Source organism: Mesobacillus sp. QJM3NY_10, from assembly GCF_056173465.1.
This window is the reverse complement of sequence record NZ_CM149675.1, coordinates 4408279-4428879: the sequence shown is the minus strand read 5'-3', so window position 1 is coordinate 4428879 and position 20601 is coordinate 4408279. Positions and strand designations below refer to the sequence as shown.

The window sequence follows — 20601 nt, the reverse complement described above, 5'->3', positions numbered from 1 at the left end:
TTGGGAAAAATAATTATTCTTGGTGCAAGTAATCTTCAATTGCCTGCAATTGTTACAGCTAAGGAAATGGGTTTATATACTATTTCTATAGATATGGATGACAATGCTATTGGGAAGGATTACGCTGATAAATTTTTTAAAATAAGTACGCTAGATAAAGAAAATATTCTTAAAATTGCGACATCATTAAATGTTGATGGGATTATGACTTTAGCAAGTGATCAGCCCATGAATACAGTTGCATATGTTGGCAATAAATTAGGATTAAATGTAATTTCTGAAAAAGTGGCCACTAGCACAACAAATAAAGGTATTATGCGGAATATCCTACAAAAGAATAATATTCCAATACCAAAATTTTCTGTTGCAAATAATTATAATGAATTTGAAACTTTTATTAAAGAAGTTAATTTTCCTTGTATAATTAAGCCAACCAATAGCTCAGGCAGTCGGGGGGTACAATTAAAAACAGATTTTTATAATCTAGAAGAGGCATATTTATATTCAAGTAAGCATTCTAGGACTGGAGAAGTAATTATTGAGGAATTTTTGCAAGGTAGAGAATTTAGTGTTGAATCAATCTCACAAAATGGGAATCCACAAATAATCGCAATAACTGAAAAAGAAACAACAGGAGCCCCATATTTTGTAGAAATGGGACATACAGTTCCAGCTAACATTTCGGAAAAAGAAGAACAAGAAATAGTCAATCTAGTAAAATCTACCATTTTAGCTTTGGATATAAATACTGGGCCATCACATTGTGAAGTCATGTTAACCAGTTCAGGACCTAAAATAATTGAAATTGGGGCTAGGTTAGGTGGAGATAATATTACAACACACTTAGTTCCCCTTTCAACTGGATATAATATGGTTAAAGCATCAATAAATTGTACAATTAATAGGGAAAATAAAGAAAGAAAATTGTTTAACAAATACTCCTTAATTAAGTACTTAAATAAAGAAAAACATGGATTGATCACTAATATAAAAGGTCTAGAAAGTATAAGAAATTCTCCGTTTTTTGTTGATTTAATGATTTCAAAAACAATCGGTGAAATTCATGGCCAGGTTACGTCAAGTTCAGAAAGAATTGGTTACTTTATTTTAACAGGTGAAAATCGTAAAGCTCTCAATAGGGAAGCCGAACATATATTATCACAAATCTCAATAGAAATAGAAGAATAATAATAAACTTAATGAAGGGGATTTAGATCTTGGCTAAAGTTTTGGTAACTGCTCATTTGGGTAGACATTTTAGGATTTTCGGACATTACGATTATAAAGTTTTGCTTGAACTTGGTCACGAAGTGCATATTGCAGCCAACTTTGAAGACCAGGTAGATAATTTTGAAGATCCAATGGTTATTAAACATCAAATTAATTTTGCTAGAAATCCATACAGCACGGAAAATGTAAAAGCCTATTATCAACTGAAAAAATTAATAGAAGAACAAAATTACGATTTAATTCATACACAATCACCTTCTGGAGGGGCAGTAACCAGATTGGCAGCAAAAAGGTCGAGAGTAGTGAATACAAAAGTTATTTATACAGCCCATGGATTTCATTTTTTTAATGGTTCATCAAAGAAAAATTGGCTGCTATACTATTCTATTGAAAAGTTATTAAGTAACTATACCGATGTTATCGTTGCTATAAATAATGAAGATTTTGATAATGCTAAAAGAAAGTTAAAAGCAAAAGAAGTTGAGCATGTTTATGGTGTTGGAATTGATTTAACTAAATTTCCACCACAAACAATTCATAAAAAAAATGAAATGAGAAAGAAATATAGTTTTAGGGAAGAGGATTTTATCTTAATATATGCTGGCGAATTAAGTTATAGAAAACAACAAGATCTTATTATAAAATCAGCAGCGATTCTTAAGGATAAGATTGATAATCTAAAGATTCTTCTTGTTGGTACGGGCGCTTTAGAGGATGAATATAAACAAATGGTGAAAGAATTAGGACTTGAAGACATTGTATTATTTTTAGGCTATCGTAATGATGTGCCAAATTTAATGATATTATCAGATATCGCTGTTTCAGCCTCAAGACAAGAAGGGCTACCGGTTAATGTGATGGAAGCTATGGCTACAGGATTACCGCTAGTGGTAACAAACTGTAGAGGAAATAGGGATTTAGTTCAAGAAAGCTTTAATGGTAATATTGTCAGCTTAGACGATCATATTGGTTTCTCAGAAGCAATTATTAACCTTTATAAGTCAGAAAGTTTAAGAGAAAGCTATAGGGAAAGGAATTTAAAGTTAGTAACAAAATATTCATTAGATAATATTAAGGAAGAGATGAAAAAAATTTACTGTAAAGTTTTAAATATTAGCAATTAGGCGAGCATATTGAGATTATAAATAGTTGTGAACGAATTCTTTATGACAAGCTAATTAGAAGATATGAAAACATCTCCATTTTGCTGGCCTGGATACAAAAAGAACTTTAGACAAAGTTTTAGATAAAACATCTCGTGAATTGATAAAGAATTGAATGAGGAGTAAAAATGGATAACAAAATAAAGGTGCTACATCTATTACAGAGCGACAGATTTTCTGGAGCGGAAAATGTAGTATGCCAAATAGTAGATATGTTTAAAAATGATGAACAGATAGAAATGGCTTACAGTAGTAAAGACGGCCCAATACGTGAAAGTATAAAAAAATACAATATTCCTTTCTATCCTATGTCCAAGCTTTCATTTAAAGAGGTAAAGAGAGTAATTAAGGAATATAAGCCTGATATTATACATGCACATGATGCTAGTGCAAGTGTGATTAGTGCTTTGTTAAGTAGAAATTATCGTATTATTAGTCATTTACATTCAAATCCACCTTGGATAAAAAAAAATAGTTTTAATTCAATTGTATATTACTTGTCTTCATTTAGGTTTAATAAAATACTGACGGTGTCTGAGTCAATAATGAACGAATACGTTTACGGAAATAAGCTAAGAGAGAAAACTGTTACAATAGATAATCCAATTGATATACAAAGTATAAAAGTAAAAGCTAACTTAATGGATATAAATACAGAAGAAAGATCGTATGATATTGTTTTCCTTGGAAGGTTGGCATATCCAAAAAATCCAATAAGATTTATTAACTTAATAGGTAGTTTAAAAACTAAGCTGGAAAATATTTCAGCTATAATGATTGGTGATGGAGAATTAAGAACTGAATGTGAAAAACATATTATAAATTTAGGTTTAAAAGATAATATTAAGATCACGGGCTTCCTGGACAACCCTTATCATTTACTATCAAAGGCGAAAGTATTATGTATAACTTCAAGGTGGGAAGGCTATGGCCTTGCCGCAGTAGAAGCGTTATCTTTAGGGTTGCCAGTAGTATCTACTTCAGTGGGTGGGCTTCCTAATATTGTAAGTAACAATTGTGGGGAATTGTGTTTCTCTGACGAAGATTTTGTTGAAGAAATTAATAAACTATTAACTAATGAACAATATTGGTTAAAGAAGGTAGAACATTCTATTAGTAGATCGGAATTTTTACAAAATATTGAGGAATATCAAAAGAGAATTATTAATGTATATAGTACATTAGGTGTTGAAAAATGAAGATTAAATTAGAAAAAAACAGGGATGTTACCAGTTACTTTTGGATAATTATCTATAACATTCTTATGCTCTTTTATGAAACAGTCGGTCCAATAATTGTAATGCTAATAGGAGTGATATTCTTATTTTTGTTTTTTCATTGGTTTAAGAGACAGTGGAATATTTTCCAAATTATGTCCTTCTTGCTATGTATTTATATACCAACTTCCTTTGTTTCAATTATTGGAACAAGTTATAGTACTTTCCCAATCACATGGTTTAATCTTATAACGATCACACTATTTGTATTAATTTTACTTAAAGGTTTTAAAATGAATTTTTTCTTTTTTTCGCCAATATTAATGATGATTTTTGGATTACTTACACTTACTAAAAGTTTAGATTTAGTGGATTCTATAAAACAGTTATTAACAATAATATTGTTTTTAATCGCTCCTTTTATTGGAGAGTTTCTACGCAAATACGCAAGTATAGAATACAATACTAAGTTAAGGTCATTTTATTTGATTAGTGTTATTTCTTTTTCAATTGTCATTTTGATACAAAAAGTATGTAGCCTATTAAATATTGTAGTTGGTTACCAGGATATATTGGGTATGGGAAGAACTGTATATGCTGGGTTAATGAATGATTATAGCTTTGCAACTTTATATATCGCAACTGGTGCGATTATGTTAGTTATTGAATATATTAATAGTAAAAGTTTTAATATTTTTTATTTTATTGGGATTGAAACTCTTTTAGTAACTGCGATGTTAATTGTTAACTCAAGAACAGGATTGGTAGCTTTCGCGCTCACATCCTTGGTATATTTATTTTTAAACGTGATAAAAGGAAATTTGAAATCAATAATTATCTCCATAGCATTATTAGTACCTATTCCAAGCATACTTTCATATATAATTGAAAGTAGAGGGGGCCAGTCTTTGTTTGATAGCTCTGGAAGAATAGAGTTACTTAATAGTGCGTTTCAAGTCTTTCTTGAACACCCATTAATAGGGGTTGGGTTTGGCTTGAAAAATCTGTACACAACAACGGGAATGTATGTTCCTCATAATTTAATAGCACAATATTTAGCTCAATTTGGATTAATAGGTTCAATCATTTTTTTCTCGAATTTACTAGTTATTTACTATAAGTATGTAAGAGTTCAAAATCAGTATTTTTGGATATTATTAACTGTATTAATTGGAGCAATGTTTATACCAGATTTGCCTAGTTCCCGTTTTTTTTCAGTTTTAATCATTTTATCTATAGTATCATATGTAGTAGATAATAAAACAACAAAAACTATTATTTGAGATGGATTCTATCAAGGCATCCTATCATCCAATTTAAATAAATATGAGGAGATAGATAATGAAAGAAAAGATAAAGGTTTTACATTATATTCCTGGTTTTAGTTTTGGAGGAATTGAGTCTAGGTTAATAGATTGGTATAAAAATATTGATAGGGAAAGAGTACAATTTGATATTCTTAAGCTAACTCAAGAGGAAGATAACCCACTTATCGAAGAATTTAAAGAGCTAGGAGGAAATGTTTACACAATTCCTCCTTTTTCAATGCAAACATTATTACTATTTTATAAAGGATTAAAAGAATTCTTTTTAGAACATAAAGATTATAATGTGGTTCATTGTCATTCCCCTGATACGGGATATTTTATCTTGAAAAATGCAAAAAAATTTGGTATTGCTACGAGAGTTCTACACTCTAGGACAACTCAATTTAATACAGATAGCTCCTTTATGACTCTAAGGAACTATTTGAAGAAGGCTTCACCTAATTATGCTACAGATTATTTTGCATGTTCAGTTGAAGCTGGGGAATGGCTATTTGGAGAAAGCTCTGAAGCAGACAGAAAAATTATAGTAGTTGATAATGGTATTGAAACAAATAAGTTTAAATTGAATGTTAATATTAGGAACCAACTAAGAGATGAATTAAATCTAAATAACGATTTTGTCATAGGAAATGTTGGTAGGTTTTCTTCACAAAAAAACCATTCTTTTTTAATTGACATATTCAACGAAATATGTAAAAAACATAATGCATCGAAACTACTCTTAATTGGTGAAGGATCCACCGAAGATGATATTAGAAAAAAAGTCGAAAATATGAATTTAACAGAAAGAGTTATTTTCTTAGGGAGAAAAGAAAATGTACAAGATTATCTTCAATGTATGGATGTATTTTTATTTCCATCTCATTTTGAGGGATTTGGTACAGTAGCAGTGGAAGCACAAACATCAGGGTTAAAATGTGTTGTTTCAGAAGGTGTCCCTGTATCTGTCGACGTAACAAATAATATTGAACATATATCATTATCTAAAAGTGCAGTTTTTTGGGCTGAAAATATATTACAGTATGTAGATGGATATGAGAGAAAAAGTATGGAGGAGGTAGTTGTAGCAAAAGGTTTTGATGTCAAAAGCACCGCTGAATTTTTAGAAAACTTCTATATAAGTAGAAGTATTTAAGTCATATTACTTCAGTAATTCTTATATTAGGTGAATTTTTGAATTAATTAGATAGGAGTTCATTTAGTTATGAAACAAAATAAGGCTGGACTAATCTTTAATTTATCCAGAAGTCTTTATTTGAAGAAAATTCCTGTTATCCCTAAGTTGCTTTGGGGTATTAACAGAGTTCTTTTTTCTAATGACATTCCATACACAGCTGATATACATCCAACAGTTACTTTTGCACATAACGGGTTAGGCATTGTTATTCATAATAAAGCTAAAATTGGAGCAAATACCATTATATTTCAAAATGTAACAATAGGTGGAAATGGTAAAAAAAGATCAGAGAATGGAACAATAATATCTTATCCTATAATAGGTGAAAATGTTGAAATTGGTGCAGGATGCAATATAATTGGTTCAGTTGTTATTGGTAATAATTCAAGAATAGGTGCTGGTTCTGTCGTTGTTCATAATGTTCCTAGTGAAGCAGTCGCTGTTGGGGTTCCTGCAAAAGTAGTTCAATAAAAGTCTATTTATAATTTTAATTCATAATACAGGTGATGTTTTTGAAAAAATTACACGTCATGGTAAATGGTAAATTTACCATGCCTTTTATCAAATTTATAAATGACCACTTTCCTTCTAAAGAGCATCTATTTATAGTAGTTGGCTCTAACGATAAAGAAGAAGATAGTTATAAAAATATTTCTAATGCTATAAATATAAAAAAAGATATACAAAGCCTCTGGTTAATAATTAAAGAAATGCACAAACATGATAAGATAATTCTTCATGGCCTATTCTTGAAACCTATTATTACATTATTATTCACTCAGCCAATGCTATTAAAAAAATGTTATTGGGTTATTTGGGGAGGAGATCTTTATTGCTACCGAGAGAGGAGAACGACCCTGAAAGAAAAAGTTCAAGAAATTATGCGGCGTGTTGTGATTAGGAATTTAGGAGGATTAATTACGCATATAAAGGGTGACTACGAGTTGGCACAATCGTGGTATGGTACTAAAGGTAAGTACTATTATTCCTTTATGTATCCAAGTAACATGTATAAAAATTACAATCTGTTAAAAAAGTCTGATCATACAAGCAAGACTTATATTCAAGTAGGTAATTCTGCAGATCCTTCTAATAACCATGTTGAAATATTTAACAAATTAATAGAGTTTATTGATGAGGATTTTCAAATTATCTGTCCCTTATCTTATGGTGATTCAAGCTATGCACAGTATGTAATTGAAAAAGGACAAGAGTTATTTGGGAAGGACTTCATTCCTTTAACAGATTTTTTATCATTCGATAAATATCTAGAGGTATTATCTGAAATTGATGTTGCAATCTTCAACCATAAAAGGCAGCAGGCTGTAGGTAATATAACAACGTTGCTTAGCTTTGGTAAGAAAGTATATGTTCGTGACGATATAACAACATGGAGATTTTGTAAAGATCATGGGTTACAAGTTTATAGTACAAATAGTAATATTCATACAGTATTTAAGCCAATTTCTCAAGAGGTTAAGGAGAAGAATAGAGATAGAATGAAAGAACAGTTCTCTGAAGAGAAACTTATGAGAGATTGGAAGTTGATATTTGAAGGGAATTGAGTGAATATGAAACTGGTTTTTTATTTAATGAATCATAAAGGTTATACGGTATTAAAGGATTTTCTAAATAAGTATAATGCTTCTTCAATTGAATATGTTGTTGTGTCTCAAGATAAGGATGTAGAAAAAGATTACTATAACGAAATCAAAAAAGTTTGTAATGATAATAACGTTACGTTTTTTGATAGAGTAGATAACATTCCAAACTTTGCTGGGTATAAAATTGCAATTGGATGGAGATGGTTATTGCGAGATACATCAAAATTAATAGTTATGCATGACTCTATTCTCCCAAAGTATCGGGGATTTGCTCCACTGGTCAATATGCTTATAAATGGCGAGAAAAAACTTGGTGTTACTGCTCTATTTGCATCTGAATCTTATGACGAGGGAGACATTATTGATCAAAGAGTAATTGAAATAGAGTATCCTATTAAAATACATGAGGCGATCAATAAAGTATCATTCTTGTATTCAGAATTGGTCAATTCGATATATCAAAGATTAATAGAAAAGGGAATTCTGATTGGTATTCCACAAGACCATAACCAAGCTACTTATAGTTTGTGGCGTGATGAAATGGACTATCTTCTAGATTGGTCTTTAGATTCATCAACCATAAAACGAACCGTCGATGCATTAGGCTTTCCTTTCTTGAGCTCGAAATCATATTTAAATGGTGAACTAATTACAATTACTGAAGTTGAAGTAGTGCAAGATGTTATGATCGAAAATAGAAATCCAGGAAAAGTTATTTTTATAGAAGAGGGCTTACCTATAGTTGTTTGTGGGGAAGGGTTAATAAAAGTTAAATGTGCTTTTGATAATAGTAAAAATAGTGTTATTCCCTTTAAAAAATTTAGAAGCAGATTTGGAGTGTAATAAATCGTGATTCCTTTTAATATGCCACCTGTAATAGGAAAAGAGTTGTATTATATTCAAAAAGTTATCGAAAACCAAAAACATAGTGGTGATGGTCCCTTTACGAAGAAATGCCATGAATGGTTTAAAATGAACTTTGATACACCACAAGCACTTCTAACGACTTCCTGTACACATGCACTAGAAATGGCAGCAATTCTTATTGATATTAAACCAGGAGATGAGGTGATTGTGCCATCTTACACTTTTGTATCAACAGTTAATGCTTTTGTTCTTCGTGGTGCAAAGATTGTCTTTGTTGATATTCGTCCGGATACCATGAACATTGATGAAAAATTAATAGAAGAGGCAGTTACAAACAAGACGAAAGCAATTGTTCCAGTTCACTACGCAGGAGTATCATGTGAGATGGATACAATAATGAATATTGCAAGGCGTTATAATCTATATGTGATAGAAGATGCAGCTCAGGGTGTAATGTCTACTTATAAAGGAAAAGCACTTGGAACTATAGGTGATATTGGCTGCTTTAGTTTTCATGAAACAAAGAACTATTCTATGGGTGAGGGTGGAGCTATTCTTATTCAAAATGATAAATTCAAAGAACGTGCTGAGATAATTCGAGAAAAAGGCACCAATCGAAGTAAATTTATTCGAGGACAAGTAGACAAATATACATGGGTGGATATTGGTAGCTCTTATCTTCCAAGTGAATTAAATGCTGCATATTTATATTCACAATTAGAAGAGGCACATACCATTAATAATGACAGGTTAAAAAGCTGGGAATTTTACTATAAAAGTTTGAAGAACTTAGCTAACGAAGGTTTCATTGATCTTCCCTTTATTCCAGAAGAATGTAATCATAATGCACATATGTTTTATATTAAATGCCGTGATATAGAGGAGCGATCCAATTTAATTGATTATTTAAAGTTACATGGGGTCTTATCTGTATTTCATTATGTCCCACTACATTCTTCTCTTGCAGGCCTGCAAAATGGACATTTTCATGGAGAAGACCGTTATACAACTGTTGAGAGCGAAAGGTTATTAAGGCTACCTTTATACTATGGATTAAAAGAGTCAGAAATTATAATGGTATGTAAATTAGTGAAGCAATTTTATTTTCATGATAAAGAGTGATAGTCTTGCAAAATAAACTTTTGAAAAAATTTCTTTCCTTTTCATATGGAAGTGTATTTGGAGCCGCAATTGCATTCCTTACAACAATGTTGACCACAAGAATCTTATCACCTGATGAATTTGGCAAATTCTCCATGTTCACCATGTTTGTTGGTATAGCAATGATCATAGCTGTATTTGGGACAGATCAGGCATTCGTTCGCTTTTTCTATGAAGAGAAAGAAAATAGAAGAGGAGCTCTATTATATAATTGTTTAAAAGTATCATTAATAATACTTATTCCTTTATTGATTATATTACTTTTATTTCGAGTTGAATTACTGATTTTTTTATTTTCTGAGTATAATGTATTGATTTTTATAGCTCTTCTAATGTCCATTGTAATCCAAGTCGTGTTTCGTTTTGGAACTTTACTCATTCGAATGCAACAAAAAGGAAATCTTTTTTCTATACTTGAAATCCTAAATAAATCAACCATATTAATTGGAGTCTTAATTTTTTTTAGTATAATCGGTAACACATACAAAATAATCATCTATGCAACAGTAATTAGCTTTCTTATTCTTAGTATCTTTCTTATTAAGACACAAAAAGATTTTTGGAACTTTAATAACCGTAATAGATCAACTCACCATTCTAAATTGGAAATATTCACTTACAGTTATCCATTAGTTTTTACAACTGCAATTATGTGGATTTTTGAGGGTTTTGATAAATTTGCTATTCGAAAATGGGCTACTTTTAATGAATTAGGGCTATATGCAGCAGCATTTAAAGTTGTAGGTCTTCTTTTAATAATTCAAGCTGCTTTTGCTACTTTTTGGACCCCAGTTGCTTATGAAGCATACCAGAAGGATTCTAATAATACTGCATTTTATGCTAACATTTCAAGGATAGTTAGTTTTTTAATGATATTTGTGGGTATCGTTGTAATCATGATGAAAGATGTAATTATTATGTTATTAGGCGTTGATTATGAAAGTGCAAGTACTATGCTACCTTTTTTGGTGTTCATTCCTATTATGTACACTATCTCAGAAACTACAGTTATTGGTATAAATTTCCACAAAAAAGTTAAGTGGCATGTGGTTATAGCTTTTATTGTTTGTATAGCAAATATTATTGGGAATTATTTGCTAGTTCCGAAATATGGTGGGATGGGAGCATCAATATCCACTGGAATTTCCTACATTTTATTTTTTTCACTTAGAACATCAATTTCTTTACATTATTTCAAAGTAGCTTATGGATTAAGAAAAATTTATGCATCTATTGCAGTTTTAATTTCTTTTGCTAGCTATACGATATTTCCTTACCAATTGATAAATGTGCAGATTGTTGGTTTGGCGGCAATGGGGTTGACTACAATTATTTATCTAAAAGATATAAAAAGATTGATTAGCTTAAGAAAAGGAGTGTCTTGATGAAAGGAATAATATTAGCTGGTGGCTCTGGTACGCGCCTTTATCCACTCACAAAGGCTATTTCAAAACAAATTCTACCTATTTATGATAAGCCAATGATATATTATCCCTTATCTGTTTTAATGCTAGCAGGGATAAAGGAAGTGTTGATTATTTCTACTCCTAGAGATTTAGGAGTATTTGAGGGACTTTTAGGAGATGGTAGTGGAATTGGTATGGATTTTAAGTATGCTGCTCAGGAAAGGCCCAATGGTCTTGCAGAAGCGTTTATTATTGGTGAAGAATTTATTGGCAACTCTCCGGTTGCGCTTGTATTAGGAGATAATATTTTTTATGGGTCAAATTTTGGTAATCGTCTAAAAGAAATGTCGAAATTAAAAGAAGGAGCATCCATATTAGGATGCTTCGTGAAAGATCCAAGAGCTTATGGAGTTGTTGAAGTTGACGAAAAATCAAAAGCGATTTCCATTGAGGAAAAGCCAGTGAATCCTAAATCGTCATTTGCTGTTCCAGGATTATATTTCTTTGATAATAATGTTGTAAACATTGCAAAAAATGTAAAACCTTCACCTAGAGGAGAGAAAGAAATTACATCAGTTTTAAATCATTATCTTGAAAGTGGATTACTAAACGTTGAGCTTGCTGGGCGAGGACTAGCATGGTTAGATACTGGGACACATGAATCGTTACTTGAAGCTTCAAATTTTGTAGAGGCTGTACAGAAACGACAAGGTCTTTATATCTCTTGTATTGAAGAAATTGCTTTTCGTAAAGGATACATCGATCAAAAACAATTGGGAAAATTAGCTGAACCTTTACTGAAAACAGAGTATGGGCAATATTTAAGAGAAATCGCTAGTTCGGCAGGTAAAAAAGAGGTGAACTTATCCCAATGAAAATTTTAGTTACCGGTGGGGCAGGTTTTATTGGTGGGAACTTCGTTCAATTTATGGTCGATAAATATCCTCAATATGATATTTACAATTTAGATTCGTTAACATATGCGGGGGATTTAACTAAACATAAACATATTGAGAAGAAAGATAATTATTATTTTTTAAAAGCTGACATTCGTGACCGAGAAACAATCACAGCTCTTTTTGAAAAAGAAAAATTTGATTATGTTGTTCATTTTGCAGCCGAAAGTCATGTTGATCGTTCAATTACTGACCCAGGAATCTTCGTTCAAACGAATGTACTTGGAACACAGGTTTTATTAGATGCATCAAGAGCGATTGAAGTAACGAAATTTGTGCATGTATCAACAGATGAAGTATATGGTGAATTAGATTTTGATCTAGATACATTTTTTACAGAAGAAACACCGTTACAACCGAATAGCCCATATAGTGCAAGCAAGGCATCATCTGACTTATTAGTTAGGGCATATCACGAAACATATGGTTTACCTATAAATATCACTCGTTGTTCCAATAATTATGGGCCATATCACTTTCCAGAAAAATTAATTCCATTAACAATTTCTCGTGTCTTAAACGACCAAAAGGTACCAGTTTATGGGGATGGAAAAAACATTCGTGATTGGTTACATGTAATTGACCATTGTGCTGCGATTGATTTAGTTATGCATGAAGGTGTAAATGGAGAAGTGTACAATGTTGGTGGACATAATGAACGAACAAATTTAGAGGTTGTTAAGACAATAATTAAAACTTTAGGGAAATCAGAAGAATTAATTGAGTTTGTTAAGGATCGTTTAGGACATGATAAGCGTTATGCAATTGATCCTACCAAGTTGGTGAATTTAGGTTGGAGACCTACGTATAATTTTGAAACAGGAATTGCTCAAACTATTCAATGGTATCTTGATAACAAAGAATGGTGGGAGCAGATTATTAGTGGCGATTATCAGAATTATTTTGAGAAGCAATACAGCATTGATAAATAGACGAGAAAGTGAAATTGATTAAAGTTTTCTAATTTGGAAGAGGTATTGTTAAGATGAAAATTACGATCGCTGGAACAGGTTATGTAGGATTATCAAATGCTATATTACTGGCTCAACACAACGAAGTAATTGCATTAGATGTTATCCAAGAGAAAGTAGATATGATCAATAATAAGAGATCTCCAATTATAGATAATGAAATAGAAGAGTTTCTATCAACAAAAGAATTGAACTTAACCGCAACAACTGATAATTATAAAGCATTTAAAGATGCTCAATATGTAATTATCTCTACACCTACCAATTATGATCCAGAAAAGAATTATTTTAATACACAAACTGTTGAAGCTGTTATTGCTAACGTTCTATCCATTAATCCAAATGCAGTGATGGTTATTAAGTCTACAGTTCCGGTAGGTTATACAGAAAAAGTACGAGAAAAATTCGATACTGAAAACATTATCTTTTCTCCAGAGTTTTTAAGAGAAGGTAAAGCATTATATGATAACTTATACCCTTCAAGAATTGTTGTTGGAGAACAGTCTGAAAGAGCTAAAGTGTTTGCTGATTTATTAGTTGAAGGCGCTCTTAAAGAAAAAATAGATGTGTTATTTACGAATTCTACAGAAGCTGAAGCTATAAAGCTATTTGCAAATACTTATCTTGCAATGAGAGTGGCATTTTTCAATGAGTTAGACTCATATGCAGAAATTAGAGGCCTTAATACTAAACAAATTATTGATGGTGTGGGTCTAGATCCGAGAATAGGTGGTCATTATAATAATCCATCCTTCGGTTACGGAGGGTATTGTCTTCCTAAAGATACAAAGCAATTACTGGCTAACTATGAAGATGTGCCCAATAATATCATGGCAGCAATAGTAGATTCGAATAGTACAAGAAAAGATCATATCGCGGAAATGATTATTCAAAGGAGTCCTAAAATTGTAGGCATATACCGACTTACAATGAAAATGGATTCTGATAATTTTAGGCAGTCAGCAATTCAAGGTGTTATGAAGCGCATTAAAGCAAAGGGAATTGAAGTTGTTGTGTATGAACCAGCACTTCATGAAGATACTTTCTTTAATTCTAGAGTAATAAATAATTTTGAGGAATTTAAGAGAGTATCAGATGTAATTGTTGCGAATCGATTATCTGATGATCTACGTGAAGTAGAGGATAAAGTATATACTAGGGATTTATTTAGTAGGGATTAGTGAAAATATACCCGCTGAGCCAGAGGCTTGGCGGGCTTATTTGGTTTCATCTACAGACATATAAAAGGAGTATGTAATTAATATCATACCTCCTAGGGAGGAGGGAGCATGGGGACGTACCTTTTGCTCCCTTCGTGTTACGAAGTTTTTGAGAAGATGGACGATTCTTGGTATCTTTGGAGAATCTTATGCAGTCTTTAGGTTTAGGAGTAGATGGTAATGTGCTATTACCCTGGGTTTCGGGTGAATATATGTTACAAGATAAAGTTAGACGCACGGAGTTCAATTTAAGTAATCACATACAAGGGACGACACCGTAGACGGTTCTCGTGTCTTCTTCGAGAGTGGAAACTGAAGCAAGGATGGGGGACGTACCCTTAGCTACTTTAGAATAAAGGAGACTGTACTGTATAGATTATACACTCGTAGTGATGTCTCGTTTGTTGTGTTCTTAAATTCACTCTGTCCTCGTTACCAAGTTATATGGGATTAGAGAAGGATTTAATAGTTTCTAAAAGAGTACAATTTAAGTTTATTAAGATTAGTAGGTGTTGAATTTGTCGGATCAGACTCTAAGCGGAAGTAAGCAGGAGCATGTTTCAAGGGATTTTAAGGATCCCAATTTACGAAGATGGATTATTATTTTTACTTTAATTGCTGTTGCTATTACGATTCTAGCCACTGTCCCATATTTTATTCTTTCAGAAGGAACGATTAAGGAAGATTTTAATAACCTCTTTCTAACAAACGAGAATATTGATGAAAAAGGGAAAGACGCCCCAAAGACTGAACTGACGAACCCAGAAGCAACTATAAGTTTCATAGCAGCGGCCATAGCATTGAGCAGTTTGCTCATAGCAGGAATCGGAGTTTATGTCACGTACTTCTTTAGTGACCGGGTTTATCAAATTTCCAAGAGGGCTGAGGAAACAGCGGACACTGCTACAAATATTGCTGAAAAGAGTGCCCTAGCTGCCGAAAAATCTGCTCTGAACACAGAGAAGGAAGTGAACCTTGCTTCTGCCCAACTCTTAACTGAACAAATAGAAAGATTTTATGATCGCTATCCGGCTAGCATTCGGCTTATGACCAGGATGGACACACTGATTAAAAGTGGAAATGAAATTTTACTTTACGATTTCCGCTGGTATTATCGAAAAGCTCAACAAGATGAAATTGATAAGGTATTTCTTCTCCAAAAGAAGTTTTTAAAAGATGAAAGACAGGCGGCAGAAGACTGGGAATTTATAAAGAAATACACACGCTCGTTTTATGAGGACGTTGCAAAGGTAACTGGGCCTGTTTACATAACTGATGAGGTGATATTCTCTAAGCTTAGTTATCCTGAACGCTTAACTATTTATCAATACTATTTAGAACAATTCGCTTTACCATTAATAAATATTTCTCTTGATCTCTTTGATAATAGCAAGTCCCATCTTTTATTTATGAGTTTGTATAGAAAGATGCAGTCTTACGAAACCTATCTTGTTTCCTTATCAGAAGAAATGAAAAAGTTTACTGCTGGGTTGCAACATAGTGAGATTATAGACAATCCACGCAATCGTATAGAGTACATGCATCAATTATTGAAGCTAAAAAAACAAGCAACATTGAATATGGTCAAAGATTCGGTAGAGTATACGAATGCAGTTAATGAATTGGCTACGAAGCAAAGGTTAAAAGCGTTGTTAACTCTTAAGGAACTTGGAGAGAGTGAAGAAAAATTCACGGATTTATTAATGAAGCTAGATGAAGAAGTAATCTATTCTTTAGAGAAAGAAATACATCCCCATTTTAGCGAACTGATTACGAGGCTAATCGACAAAAATTCTGAAATCCAGTTGTTCATTGAGGAATTTCAAGAAAAGCTAACTGTTGAAGCAGAGGGACTGCCTGATTATACGTTTACTGGTTTGGAGAGGGTAGAGAGGTAGGGTTGAAGCAAGGGGACGTTGATAGTAGAACGTAGCCTTTGCTTCTTTTGTTTTATTCGGCAATTGGGATGAATTATTCTTGTTAAAAGAAAGATCTGTCTCAGGTCTATTACAGATATGATACAATTTAAATAGTATTTTATTGGTAGGTGATATGGAGTGTATTGTACTGAATGTGGAGAACAGAATGAACAGACTGCAAACTTTTGCTTTAATTGCGGTAAGAAGATCAATAAAAGAACCGTATTAGATTCGGAAAAAATGGTATTAAGCGAGGACAATACAGTAACTAAAGGCACTGATAATGAAGAGTTGAATTTTTTAAAAGGGTGCTTTATATTCTCTACTTTAACCCCTTATATAATTATGCTTATTTTTGGATTGGACCCTATGCTATCCAAGGTGTTCATATTAATACTATTATTGACCAATGGTGTAGTAGCATACATGCTCTCAAGGGAGTTACATAAGCCTACATGGTTAATAATTTTATATAGCATATTAGCAATATTCTCTATAATAAATTTAATTCCATTTATTGGATTACTAACTGATGTAAGTAAAACTGTAAGAAAAGATAACTCTTTTCAAAGGTGAAAACAGGTAGGGACGGGACCACCGTCCCTACGTCTCCCCATGGGAGCAATTAGGGGAGATGGTTAAGAGCTATGAAGGATTTCATTTCCAGATGAAATTTTTTGATGAGACGGATGATGTGGAATAGGACCAGCTTTAGAGCGAACGCCGCAGCATACGACATTGAGTCTAAAAAGAATCCTTTGGTGTTGTATCTCTTCATTGGTGTATACTCGTGTATGGAAAACTTAATTGCTGTAATAAATAAAATCCCAATAGGGTTCGCCCTATTGGGAGTTCGAGTACCAATTTTTCATGAAAAGGTCCACAACTTATCCAGAGCTCCTCAAGCTTTTCATGCTTAAAACGAAGGTTACCAAGATCTTGATTTTACACAAAAGATAAAGTTTTAATTTAGTTTAAAATAAAATCTGGATGGTTATTGATCGTACCCGTATATACAGTCGTACCATTTCGAGTCGTTTTCTGTAAGTATACTATATCCCAAAAGACACTTTGCATTTTCATGGTAGCATTATCTATATGAGTTAGCTTGCCATCAGTTCTTATTTCCCTTTTCCTGCTTGCATTTATTTGGGCATCAATTCCAACTCCAAAATCACCTTTTTCTAAGGTCCCTTCAAGAGTAATAAAAACCTCACGTCTTATTAATTTATCATCTAATTCATAATAGCTCTTTGCTACTCCATTTCCTTTGACTCCTATAGTCTTGATTCCTCTACCTTCTAGAGTAGGTTTATCTTTGGCAAACTTCGGGTCAAAAACCATTGTCAAATTTCCAAGGTCTTTATGAAAATAAGTTAACTCCGTTCTGGCATTAAACGGAATGTCTAACACTGTATAACGGCCGACCGCCTTATTTGGTAAGGCCGCTTCTCCTCCAAACACATATAAACTATCCATCTTTATCATATAGTTAAGTACAGCGTTATTACTATCAACAGGATGAGTCAATAAAATAGGCATGAGTTCTTTTAACGCTAGTCCACTTCCACTAAGTGCATCTGGAAAATTGGTCCCACTTGCTATTCCTGTTTTTTTCACTCCAGGGAAGTAGGTATTTGCAATTGCTAAAGATGTATCATATCGATTGCTGCCCGCTACCCTCTCCACGACAATATCTTTATTTTCTAAATACTTTTGTGCTTGATTTGGTACCGCAGCGTCACCACCAATAATGGTTACTTTTGAAATAGAATGTGCTTCTATGTAATCTTTTATTTCTTGGTTCAAATCGTTTGAATTTGTATTTAATAGAATAGGAGTATGGCGTATAGCTGCATATGGTACGATTGATAATGCATCTGCGAAATTATTGCCGCTCGCTAAGATAACTTCAGGTGGACTTGTGCTTACGCGATCAGCGATTTTTATCGAAGTATCAACTCGATTAACCCCGCCAATACGTTCTACACTAAAATGTTTTTTTAGTGCATTTTCTACATTTTTTGAAACAGCCATCTCTCCACCAAGGATGAGGACTTTTCCGTTACTCTTCAACACCCGTTCAGCTTCGGTAATGACCTTACTTACTTTACTATCATCTACTAAAATAACATTTCCATTTAAAGTATTGCTTAATACTCCTCCCGCCAACGAATCAGGAAAGTTATTCCCGCTTGAAACAATCACATAATCCAGTCTATTAGCTGGAATACGCATTGAAAATTCCAAGCTCGTGTCATAACGATTGTCCCCGGCAATACGATCCAATTCCTGAGCAGATGCGTCTGTTGGGAATATGGACAATGCTAAAAATGCTAAAAATAAGAAAAATACCCTGTTCAAAATTTGTTCCCCCTCAAATTAAATACTTTAATAAATAGTAGGTAAGCAGTTTGTTACTTCCCACAAGTCTGTAAAAATGTTACTAGTAAAATGGTGTTGAAAAATATCATTCGCCAGAACCCACAAAGGCCTGATGAAAAAAGGATGGTATTACACCCAGCCTTAAATCAAGGAATAAAGGCGGAAATCCTTCCTAACATATAAAACTCTCTCCTCCTTTTATTTATAGTAAAAAACCTCCGCAATACTTAATACCTATGTTAAACATAAATTCGCCATTTTTCTACAAAATTCCCATAATTGTTATATTTAAGGGAAGCGTAGGGACGACCTTTTGCTTCTTTCGTGTTGCGAAAGATGTATAAGGGCGTACCCTTTGCTTCTTTTTGATTTTCATAGGTGGGAAGGTTTCTCAAGTCATGAGAAAAAGATTTAAATAAAGTATGAGTCCCAGGAGTTAGTTTCTGGGAGGGACTGGGTTGAATATACAATGGGGGAGGCACAAGGATTCACTTCCATTTAGAAGAACTTACCCAGAATAAAAAGTGGCTACTCCTAGAAATATGAAATCCAAATAGGGCGCACCCTATTTGGATTATTAGTTTGGATGAAACACCGTCCCGATGTTTCTACGATTATGATTAGAAACGCTATGATGACAGGCTACAAACTAATAATGTGAATGATATAATAGTAAAATAGTTATATTCTGGGGCTGCATAGATATTATGCATCCTTATTATTAATATAGGAAAGCAGAGTGATAATAATGGATTCCATAAGGCAGTTTATGGAGGACCATTTGCAAGAGATTTTAGAGGATATCAAGTTTCTGGTCGAATGTGATTCTCCATCATTAAATAAAAAACTCGTAGACCAGTGTGGAGAGAGGATCCAGGAGCTTTTATCCCGCTACTTTGGTAAACGGGCAGAGGTGATTGAAGAAGAGAAATACGGAGATCATTTAAAATTTGAATACGGGGAAGGAGGCGAAACAATCTTAATCCTTTCCCATTTTGATACAGTATGGGAGCCTGGAGATTTAGAGTTTAAAATCCAGGGCGATCGTGCATACGGGCCTGGCATCCTGGATATGAAGGGAGGCCTTGTACAAGCGATTTGGGCAATAATAGCCATTAAGGAACTGAAAATTCCGTTCTCAAAGAAGATTGTTTTCCTTTTTACCAGTGATGAAGAGGTGAGCAGTCCGAAATCACGCTATGTCATTGAAGAGATAGCGAAGGATTGTGATTATGCATTAGTTACGGAACCACCTGTTGTTCGGACGGGCGCCTTAAAGACGGAAAGAAAGGGTTCAGCGCGCTATTATATTGATATTACAGGCAAGGCTGCCCACGCTGGCAACAACCATCATGAAGGAGCTAGTGCTATTCAAGAGGCTGCCAAGGCCATCGATTTTTTAGAGTCATTAACAGATTACGAAGTTGGAACCACCGTCAATGTGGGATTTGTTAAAGGCGGAGGCAAGCTTAATGTCGTGGCTGACCATGCAGAGATTGGCATCGATGTCCGAGCGGGAACAAGTGAAGAACAAGAAAGAATCGATGAAATAATTCATGGGCTGACACCTTTCACAGAGGGGACAAGTCTCGACGTTAGAGGAGGCGTCTCCCGCCCGCCGATGGAACGAAATCAAGATACGAAAGATCTATTCCAGACCGCCAAAGAAGCAGCAAAAGAAGAAGGCATCAAGTTAAAAGAAGCTTCTGTTGGGGGAGGAAGTGATGGAAACCTCACAGCCAGTATGGGAGTCCCAACCTTAGACGGCCTAGGTACCATTGGAGATGGAATCCATGCAAGAAACGAACACATAATCATCAGTCAAATCCCTGAACGAGCAGCCTTTTTCTCTAACCTGCTGATTGGTATTGGGACGAATGACGGGGCATAGGGACGTACCTTTTGCTTCTTTCGTGTTACGAAAGATGTATAAGGGCGTACCCTTTGCTTCTTTTTGATTTTTCATAGGTAGGGCTGTTTCTCGTGACATATGGGAT

General features: G+C 33.5%; 17 protein-coding genes and 1 pseudogene. 17 read left to right on the top strand and 1 reads right to left on the bottom strand.

Annotation, left to right across the window (positions count from 1 at the left end; translation table 11 throughout):
* The 16 genes and pseudogenes from AC0VX7_RS22190 to AC0VX7_RS22115 form a co-directional block, all read left to right on the top strand.
* Complete coding sequence (locus AC0VX7_RS22190) at positions 1-1188, top strand: ATP-grasp domain-containing protein (protein ID WP_475425957.1); 1188 nt, start codon at positions 1-3, stop codon at positions 1186-1188.
* A 29-nt stretch (positions 1189-1217) separates the two neighbouring features.
* A complete protein-coding gene (locus tag AC0VX7_RS22185; RefSeq protein ID WP_475425956.1) occupies positions 1218-2354 on the top strand; it encodes a glycosyltransferase family 4 protein in 1137 nt (378 codons plus the stop codon).
* Between the two features lie 167 nt (positions 2355-2521).
* A complete protein-coding gene (locus tag AC0VX7_RS22180) occupies positions 2522-3592 on the top strand; it encodes a glycosyltransferase (protein WP_475425955.1) in 1071 nt (356 codons plus the stop codon).
* The gene (locus AC0VX7_RS22175; RefSeq protein WP_475425954.1) at positions 3589-4893 is read left to right on the top strand and encodes an O-antigen ligase family protein; all 1305 of its coding nucleotides are present in this window, start codon (positions 3589-3591) and stop codon (positions 4891-4893) included. The genes AC0VX7_RS22180 and AC0VX7_RS22175 overlap by 4 nt, the downstream gene beginning before the upstream one ends.
* A gap of 58 nt (positions 4894-4951) precedes the next feature.
* Positions 4952-6073, top strand: a complete 1122-nt coding sequence (locus tag AC0VX7_RS22170) for a glycosyltransferase family 1 protein (protein ID WP_475425953.1) — start codon at positions 4952-4954, stop codon at positions 6071-6073.
* A 69-nt stretch (positions 6074-6142) separates the two neighbouring features.
* Positions 6143-6586: a serine O-acetyltransferase gene (locus tag AC0VX7_RS22165; protein ID WP_475425952.1), complete on the top strand. Its 444-nt coding sequence runs from the start codon at positions 6143-6145 to the stop codon at positions 6584-6586.
* Positions 6587-6627: 41 nt separating this feature from the next.
* A complete protein-coding gene (locus tag AC0VX7_RS22160) occupies positions 6628-7680 on the top strand; it encodes a TDP-N-acetylfucosamine:lipid II N-acetylfucosaminyltransferase family protein (protein ID WP_475425951.1) in 1053 nt (350 codons plus the stop codon).
* Positions 7681-7686: 6 nt separating this feature from the next.
* Entirely contained in the window at positions 7687-8562 is an 876-nt protein-coding gene (locus AC0VX7_RS22155; RefSeq protein ID WP_475428223.1) for a formyltransferase family protein, read from the top strand.
* Between the two features lie 6 nt (positions 8563-8568).
* Positions 8569-9708 carry a dTDP-4-amino-4,6-dideoxygalactose transaminase gene (gene rffA / locus AC0VX7_RS22150; protein ID WP_475425950.1) on the top strand — a complete coding sequence of 380 codons (1140 nt, stop codon included), beginning with the start codon at positions 8569-8571 and terminating at the stop codon, positions 9706-9708.
* 5 nt (positions 9709-9713) lie between these two features.
* Entirely contained in the window at positions 9714-11132 is a 1419-nt protein-coding gene (locus AC0VX7_RS22145) for a lipopolysaccharide biosynthesis protein (RefSeq protein WP_475425949.1), read from the top strand.
* Positions 11132-12028, top strand: coding sequence for a glucose-1-phosphate thymidylyltransferase RfbA (rfbA, locus tag AC0VX7_RS22140; protein WP_475425948.1), 897 nt, complete (start codon positions 11132-11134; stop codon positions 12026-12028). Before AC0VX7_RS22145 ends, rfbA begins: the two co-directional genes overlap by 1 nt.
* Positions 12025-13041: a dTDP-glucose 4,6-dehydratase gene (gene rfbB, locus AC0VX7_RS22135; RefSeq protein WP_475425947.1), complete on the top strand. Its 1017-nt coding sequence runs from the start codon at positions 12025-12027 to the stop codon at positions 13039-13041. The genes rfbA and rfbB overlap by 4 nt, the downstream gene beginning before the upstream one ends.
* Positions 13042-13094: 53 nt before the next feature.
* On the top strand, positions 13095-14261 hold the full coding sequence (locus AC0VX7_RS22130; RefSeq protein ID WP_475425946.1) for a nucleotide sugar dehydrogenase: 1167 nt from the start codon (positions 13095-13097) through the stop codon (positions 14259-14261).
* Between the two features lie 557 nt (positions 14262-14818).
* Entirely contained in the window at positions 14819-16198 is a 1380-nt protein-coding gene (locus tag AC0VX7_RS22125) for a hypothetical protein (RefSeq protein WP_475425945.1), read from the top strand.
* A gap of 159 nt (positions 16199-16357) precedes the next feature.
* Positions 16358-16795, top strand: a complete 438-nt coding sequence (locus tag AC0VX7_RS22120) for a zinc-ribbon domain-containing protein (protein ID WP_475425944.1) — start codon at positions 16358-16360, stop codon at positions 16793-16795.
* Between the two features lie 49 nt (positions 16796-16844).
* Positions 16845-16922, top strand: a pseudogene (locus AC0VX7_RS22115) (DUF7713 domain-containing protein); the annotation flags it as partial.
* A 266-nt stretch (positions 16923-17188) separates the two neighbouring features.
* Here the strand turns inward: AC0VX7_RS22115 and AC0VX7_RS22110 are convergent.
* The gene (locus AC0VX7_RS22110) at positions 17189-18583 is read right to left on the bottom strand and encodes a cell wall-binding repeat-containing protein (protein WP_475425943.1); all 1395 of its coding nucleotides are present in this window, start codon (positions 18581-18583) and stop codon (positions 17189-17191) included.
* A gap of 802 nt (positions 18584-19385) precedes the next feature.
* On the opposite strand from AC0VX7_RS22110, the gene AC0VX7_RS22105 reads away from it, so the two are divergent.
* The gene (locus tag AC0VX7_RS22105; protein ID WP_475425942.1) at positions 19386-20495 is read left to right on the top strand and encodes a M20 family metallopeptidase; all 1110 of its coding nucleotides are present in this window, start codon (positions 19386-19388) and stop codon (positions 20493-20495) included.
* Positions 20496-20601 lie beyond the last annotated feature (106 nt).

Bases quoted from the DNA above. Each gene is read 5' to 3' on its own strand.
- AC0VX7_RS22180 (WP_475425955.1), top strand. From the start codon at position 2,522: ATGGATAACAAAATAAAGGTGCTACATCTATTACAGAGCGACAGATTT.
- AC0VX7_RS22165 (WP_475425952.1), top strand. From the start codon at position 6,143: ATGAAACAAAATAAGGCTGGACTAATCTTTAATTTATCCAGAAGTCTT.
- AC0VX7_RS22175 (WP_475425954.1), top strand. From the start codon at position 3,589: ATGAAGATTAAATTAGAAAAAAACAGGGATGTTACCAGTTACTTTTGG.
- AC0VX7_RS22130 (WP_475425946.1), top strand. From the start codon at position 13,095: ATGAAAATTACGATCGCTGGAACAGGTTATGTAGGATTATCAAATGCT.
- rfbA (WP_475425948.1), top strand. From the start codon at position 11,132: ATGAAAGGAATAATATTAGCTGGTGGCTCTGGTACGCGCCTTTATCCA.
- AC0VX7_RS22155 (WP_475428223.1), top strand. From the start codon at position 7,687: ATGAAACTGGTTTTTTATTTAATGAATCATAAAGGTTATACGGTATTA.
- rfbB (WP_475425947.1), top strand. From the start codon at position 12,025: ATGAAAATTTTAGTTACCGGTGGGGCAGGTTTTATTGGTGGGAACTTC.
- AC0VX7_RS22170 (WP_475425953.1), top strand. From the start codon at position 4,952: ATGAAAGAAAAGATAAAGGTTTTACATTATATTCCTGGTTTTAGTTTT.